The organism is Neptunomonas sp., from assembly GCF_041601355.1.
In the GTDB taxonomy this organism is placed as follows: Bacteria; Pseudomonadota; Gammaproteobacteria; order Pseudomonadales; family Balneatricaceae; genus Neptunomonas.
This window is the reverse complement of sequence record NZ_JBFIIH010000212.1, coordinates 1-4,188: the sequence shown is the minus strand read 5'-3', so window position 1 is coordinate 4,188 and position 4,188 is coordinate 1. Positions and strand designations below refer to the sequence as shown.

Sequence of the window (4,188 nt, the reverse complement as noted above, 5' to 3'; positions counted from 1 at the left end):
TGGGAGCGCATTGGTTCCGAGGGACCAACAGAGATCCTATTTTAGAGATGGGAATGAAAGGTACTGAAATGGTTTTAGTTCCCTACTATGAGCAAATGAACCAATTCGGATTTGATCTGCAGGCGACGATTGAAAGCTGGCTCTGGAAAGCTGAAACTATTTGGCGGAATAGCGAATCCGATACCTACTGGGCAGCACAGGCGGGTTTTGAATATACTTTCTATGGTATACAAGAAAGCTATGCCGACTTAGGTGTATTGTTAGAATATGGCTGGGATCAGCGCGGCAAAAAAACAACAGCCATTTTTCAAAATGACATTTCTGTCGGCGCACGCTTAGCACTGAATGATACAGCAAGCACAGAACTACTGGCTGGCATCATTTATGATTTAGATTATGACAGCAGCAGCTTTCAGATAGAAGCTAGCCGCCGGCTAGCAGACAAGTGGAAAATCACACTGGATGGTAGGTTCTTCTCCGCAGATGATAGTGCGGATATGATGTCTTCGATGGATAAAGATGACCATATTCAAATAGGTGTAGAACGTTATTTCTAGTACATTGACGCATCATTACATGGCCAGCATATTAGATATTCATATCAAGCATCATCTATTAGCTGGCTGGGTTAGCACTGATAATCTGGCACTCATCATCTGACATATTTCTGAAACGGTGTGGCTGTGAACTTTTAAAATAATAGCCATCTCCGGCTTTTAATGTGTAAATATCCTGACCTACCGTGAGCTCTATTTCGCCTTTGATAACTACCCCCCCCTCTTCTCCTTCATGCTGCAACATGTCAGTACCGGTATCAGCACCAGGCGGGTAGTATTCACGCATAATATTAGTCGTACGCTCTTTTACCGTTGCTCCGATTAAAAGCAATTTAACGTTATCCGTGCCAACGTCCGGCTGCTCATCTCCCCGAAAGACCACTTTATCCGGCTCTGCCTCATCCGTGAAAAAATCACCAATTGAAATGGGTACACACGCCAGAATTTTTTTAAGAGAGCTTACTGAAGGGCTTACACCATTTTTTTCTATCATCGATATCGTACTATTAGTAACACCAGCACGCTTCGCCAGCTCACGCTGGGAAATCCCTTTAAGTTTACGTATCTGTTTTAATCTCTCACCAACATCCACACCAATATCCTGTTTTAATTACGTTTATTGATTATAACAAATATTTAACCGCACAATAAAAAACTGGCTACTGACTGATAAAAATCACTCACCAGTTGAACAGTCAAGAGATTACAACTCGCGCAAACAGCGCTGCATAATATCCAACCCCTCTTCGATTAATGTATTGAAAGCGGTTTATGGAACCAGAACACGAATTGTATTCGCGAAAGAACCACAAGAAAGCAATAACAAACCATTAGGCTGCCACCATAAGTACTACCGATACTGGCAGGACCCGGGACATCCATCAGCTAAGCTTTACCAACCAGCGCAGAAAGGGTCATCCCGCCTGCCTGACTCGTACCTTGAAGTCCATGACCGACTGTCAACTTGCGAACAGCTTCACTGAATATTTCCATCAAAGCATCGTAAACACTGCACTGAACCAGAATACGATTAGCACACACAGGTTTGCCCGGCATTTCTGAATTGCGAAATAATTGCGCCCTGTACCGCTTTGTCCGGGTTGGCATCGTCAAAACGATCAGTGGTGCATTACCACCCAATTCCAAAGACATTTTCTAAACCGTATCGGCACACTGCCGCATCAAACTGCTTACCGACCGCAGTAGAAGCCGTAAATGACAACTTACGAATAACCGGGCTATCTGTGAGTACACGCCTGACAACCGCAGGCTGGGCGGTAGTCACGACATTTTTTACTTCAACAATAAGATCAAACCAGCGGCGTAATATCAAAGCACGCTCTTTTGCTGTTTTCGTTTTCCACAATAGGAAAGCTTTTTCAGCAGCACATATTGCCTGCTGCGTTTCCTGTACACGCATATCAGGCACTTCAGCTATTTGCTGACCCGTTGCAGGATCAAGAAACCTGCATTGACCACTTAACGCGCTCAGCCACTCACCGTTTATAGAGGCCTGCATTTTAAGCAAGCTGGGATCTTTAAGTGATAACATCTATTAACCTCTTTGAATAACCCCCTGATTACAAAGAATTTCTATTTCTGCTGAATCCATACCTAAAATAGATTCGAGAACATGCGTGCTGTGTTCACCAAGTACAGGGGGAGCCTGATGGTAAGTGATTGGCGTCTTAGAAAATTTCACAGGATTAGCAACCGAAGGGACTGCTCCTGCATCACGGTGTGACAATGAAACTTTCATCTCACGATGTTGAATCTGCGGCTCTTCAAAGACCTGCCCAATGGTATTGATAGGCCCACATGGAACCCCCACATCTGATAACTTTTCCAACCATTGCTGCGTAGTGTGCTGCTGCATCAATGGCAACAAAAGCGGGATAAGCTCCGCGCGATTCTCGACACGCTTTTGATTAGTGATGAATGAGACATCAGAAGAAAGTTCAGGCTGACCGGCCACTTCACAAAAACGCTTAAACTGCTGATCATTGCCCACCGCTAAAATAATGTGACCATCAATGGTTGGGAACGCCTGATACGGAACAATATTGGGATGCGCATTTCCCAATCGTCCGGGAGATTGACCAGAAGCAAGGAAATTCATCGCCTGATTTGCCAAGGTGGCAACTTGCACATCAAGCAATGCCAGATCAATATACTGGCCTACACCACTTTCTTCCCGATGCAATAATGCCGCCTGAACCGCGTTAGCGGCATAAAGACCCGTCATCACATCAACTAAAGCCACACCCACTTTCATTGGCATGCCATCTGGTTCGCCCGTAACACTCATCAAGCCGCCCATACCCTGAATCATAAAATCATAACCGGCACGCTGTGCGTCAGGTCCATTCTGGCCAAAGCCCGTTATAGAGCAGTAAACCAGACGAGGATTCAGTCCTTTAAGTGAATCGTAATCAAGTCCATAGCGCTTGAGCCCGCCTACTTTGTAGTTCTCAAGCACTACATCCGACACTTTTACCAGTTCGCGAATAATCGCCTGCCCTTCAGGTTTAGCAATATCGACGGCAACCGACTGCTTTCCACGATTTGCTGCATGAAAATAGGCGGCCTCAGACGTTTCAGCCTCGCTCCCTTGCATAAAGGGTGGCCCCCATCCACGCGTGTCATCGCCATTTCCGGGACGTTCGATTTTTATTACTTCGGCACCGAAGTCGGCCAGCATCTGACCGGCCCAGGGGCCTGCCAGAATACGACTCAAATCCAGAACCCGGATGTGAGATAAAGCGCCACTCATCAGAAAAAGGCCTGTAAGCCAGTCTGCGCACGCCCCAGAATCAAAGCATGTATGTCATGCGTGCCTTCATAGGTATTGACTGCTTCCAGATTCATCACGTGGCGGATCACATGAAACTCATCAGCAATACCATTACCGCCGTGCATATCACGTGCAACACGAGCGATATCCAGTGCTTTGCCACAGTTATTACGTTTCATCAAAGAGATCAATTCAACCGGACAGTTACCGGCATCCATCATCTGCCCCATACGCAAACAGCCCTGCAACCCGATAGAGATTTCAGTCTGCATATCTGCTAACTTTTTCTGTATCAATTGCGTTTGTGCTAAGGGACGACCAAATTGCTTACGATCCAAGGTGTATTGGCGAGCGGCCTGCCAACAGAACTCAGCAGCGCCTAACGCCCCCCATGAAATACCGAAACGCGCTTTATTTAAACAGCCGAAAGGACCCGCCAGACCAGAAACATTTGGCAGTAGATTTTCATCAGGTACAAACACGTCTTCCATAACGATCTCACCGGTGATCGATGCCCGTAATGAAAACTTACCTTCAATTTTTGGTGCTGACAGACCCTTCATGCCTTTCTCGAGCACAAAACCACGGATAACATCATCCAGCTTGGCCCAAACAACAAATACGTGCGCAACCGGAGAGTTGGTAATCCACATTTTGCTGCCTTTCAGAAGGTAGCCACCATCAACCTTAGTTGCTCGGGTACGCATACCAGCAGGATCAGAACCCGCATCCGGTTCAGTTAAACCAAAGCAACCAATCCATTCACCACTGGCTAATTTTGGCAGGTACTTTTGACGCTGCGCTTCGCTTCCATAAGCATAGATCGGATGCATTACT

5 protein-coding genes and 1 pseudogene are annotated in these 4,188 nt (G+C 46.3%); 1 reads left to right on the top strand and 5 read right to left on the bottom strand.

The features are described 5' to 3' along the window. Positions 1-557, top strand: a pseudogene (locus tag ABY436_RS19305) (hypothetical protein); the annotation flags it as partial. 58 nt (positions 558-615) lie between these two features. On the opposite strand, the gene ABY436_RS19300 reads toward ABY436_RS19305, so the two are convergent. The 5 genes from ABY436_RS19300 to ABY436_RS19280 form a co-directional block, all read right to left on the bottom strand. After that, on the bottom strand, positions 616-1,149 hold the full coding sequence (locus ABY436_RS19300) for a cupin domain-containing protein (protein WP_372740554.1): 534 nt from the start codon (positions 1,147-1,149) through the stop codon (positions 616-618). A gap of 293 nt (positions 1,150-1,442) precedes the next feature. Then, entirely contained in the window at positions 1,443-1,709 is a 267-nt protein-coding gene (locus ABY436_RS19295; RefSeq protein WP_372740553.1) for an aldehyde dehydrogenase family protein, read from the bottom strand. Next, on the bottom strand, positions 1,687-2,109 hold the full coding sequence (locus ABY436_RS19290) for an aldehyde dehydrogenase family protein (RefSeq protein ID WP_372740552.1): 423 nt from the start codon (positions 2,107-2,109) through the stop codon (positions 1,687-1,689). The genes ABY436_RS19295 and ABY436_RS19290 overlap by 23 nt, the downstream gene beginning before the upstream one ends. 3 nt (positions 2,110-2,112) lie before the next feature. Then, positions 2,113-3,330, bottom strand: coding sequence for a CaiB/BaiF CoA transferase family protein (locus tag ABY436_RS19285; RefSeq protein WP_372740551.1), 1,218 nt, complete (start codon positions 3,328-3,330; stop codon positions 2,113-2,115). Continuing rightward, the coding region (locus ABY436_RS19280) for an acyl-CoA dehydrogenase family protein (protein ID WP_372740550.1) at positions 3,330-4,188 on the bottom strand (859 nt) is incomplete at its 5' end. The genes ABY436_RS19285 and ABY436_RS19280, both read right to left, overlap by 1 nt.

Excerpts from the sequence above, each read along its gene's own strand:
- ABY436_RS19295 (WP_372740553.1), bottom strand. The coding sequence starts at position 1,709 with ATGTCTTTGGAATTGGGTGGTAATGCACCACTGATCGTTTTGACGATG.
- ABY436_RS19290 (WP_372740552.1), bottom strand. The coding sequence starts at position 2,109 with ATGTTATCACTTAAAGATCCCAGCTTGCTTAAAATGCAGGCCTCTATA.
- ABY436_RS19285 (WP_372740551.1), bottom strand. The coding sequence starts at position 3,330 with ATGAGTGGCGCTTTATCTCACATCCGGGTTCTGGATTTGAGTCGTATT.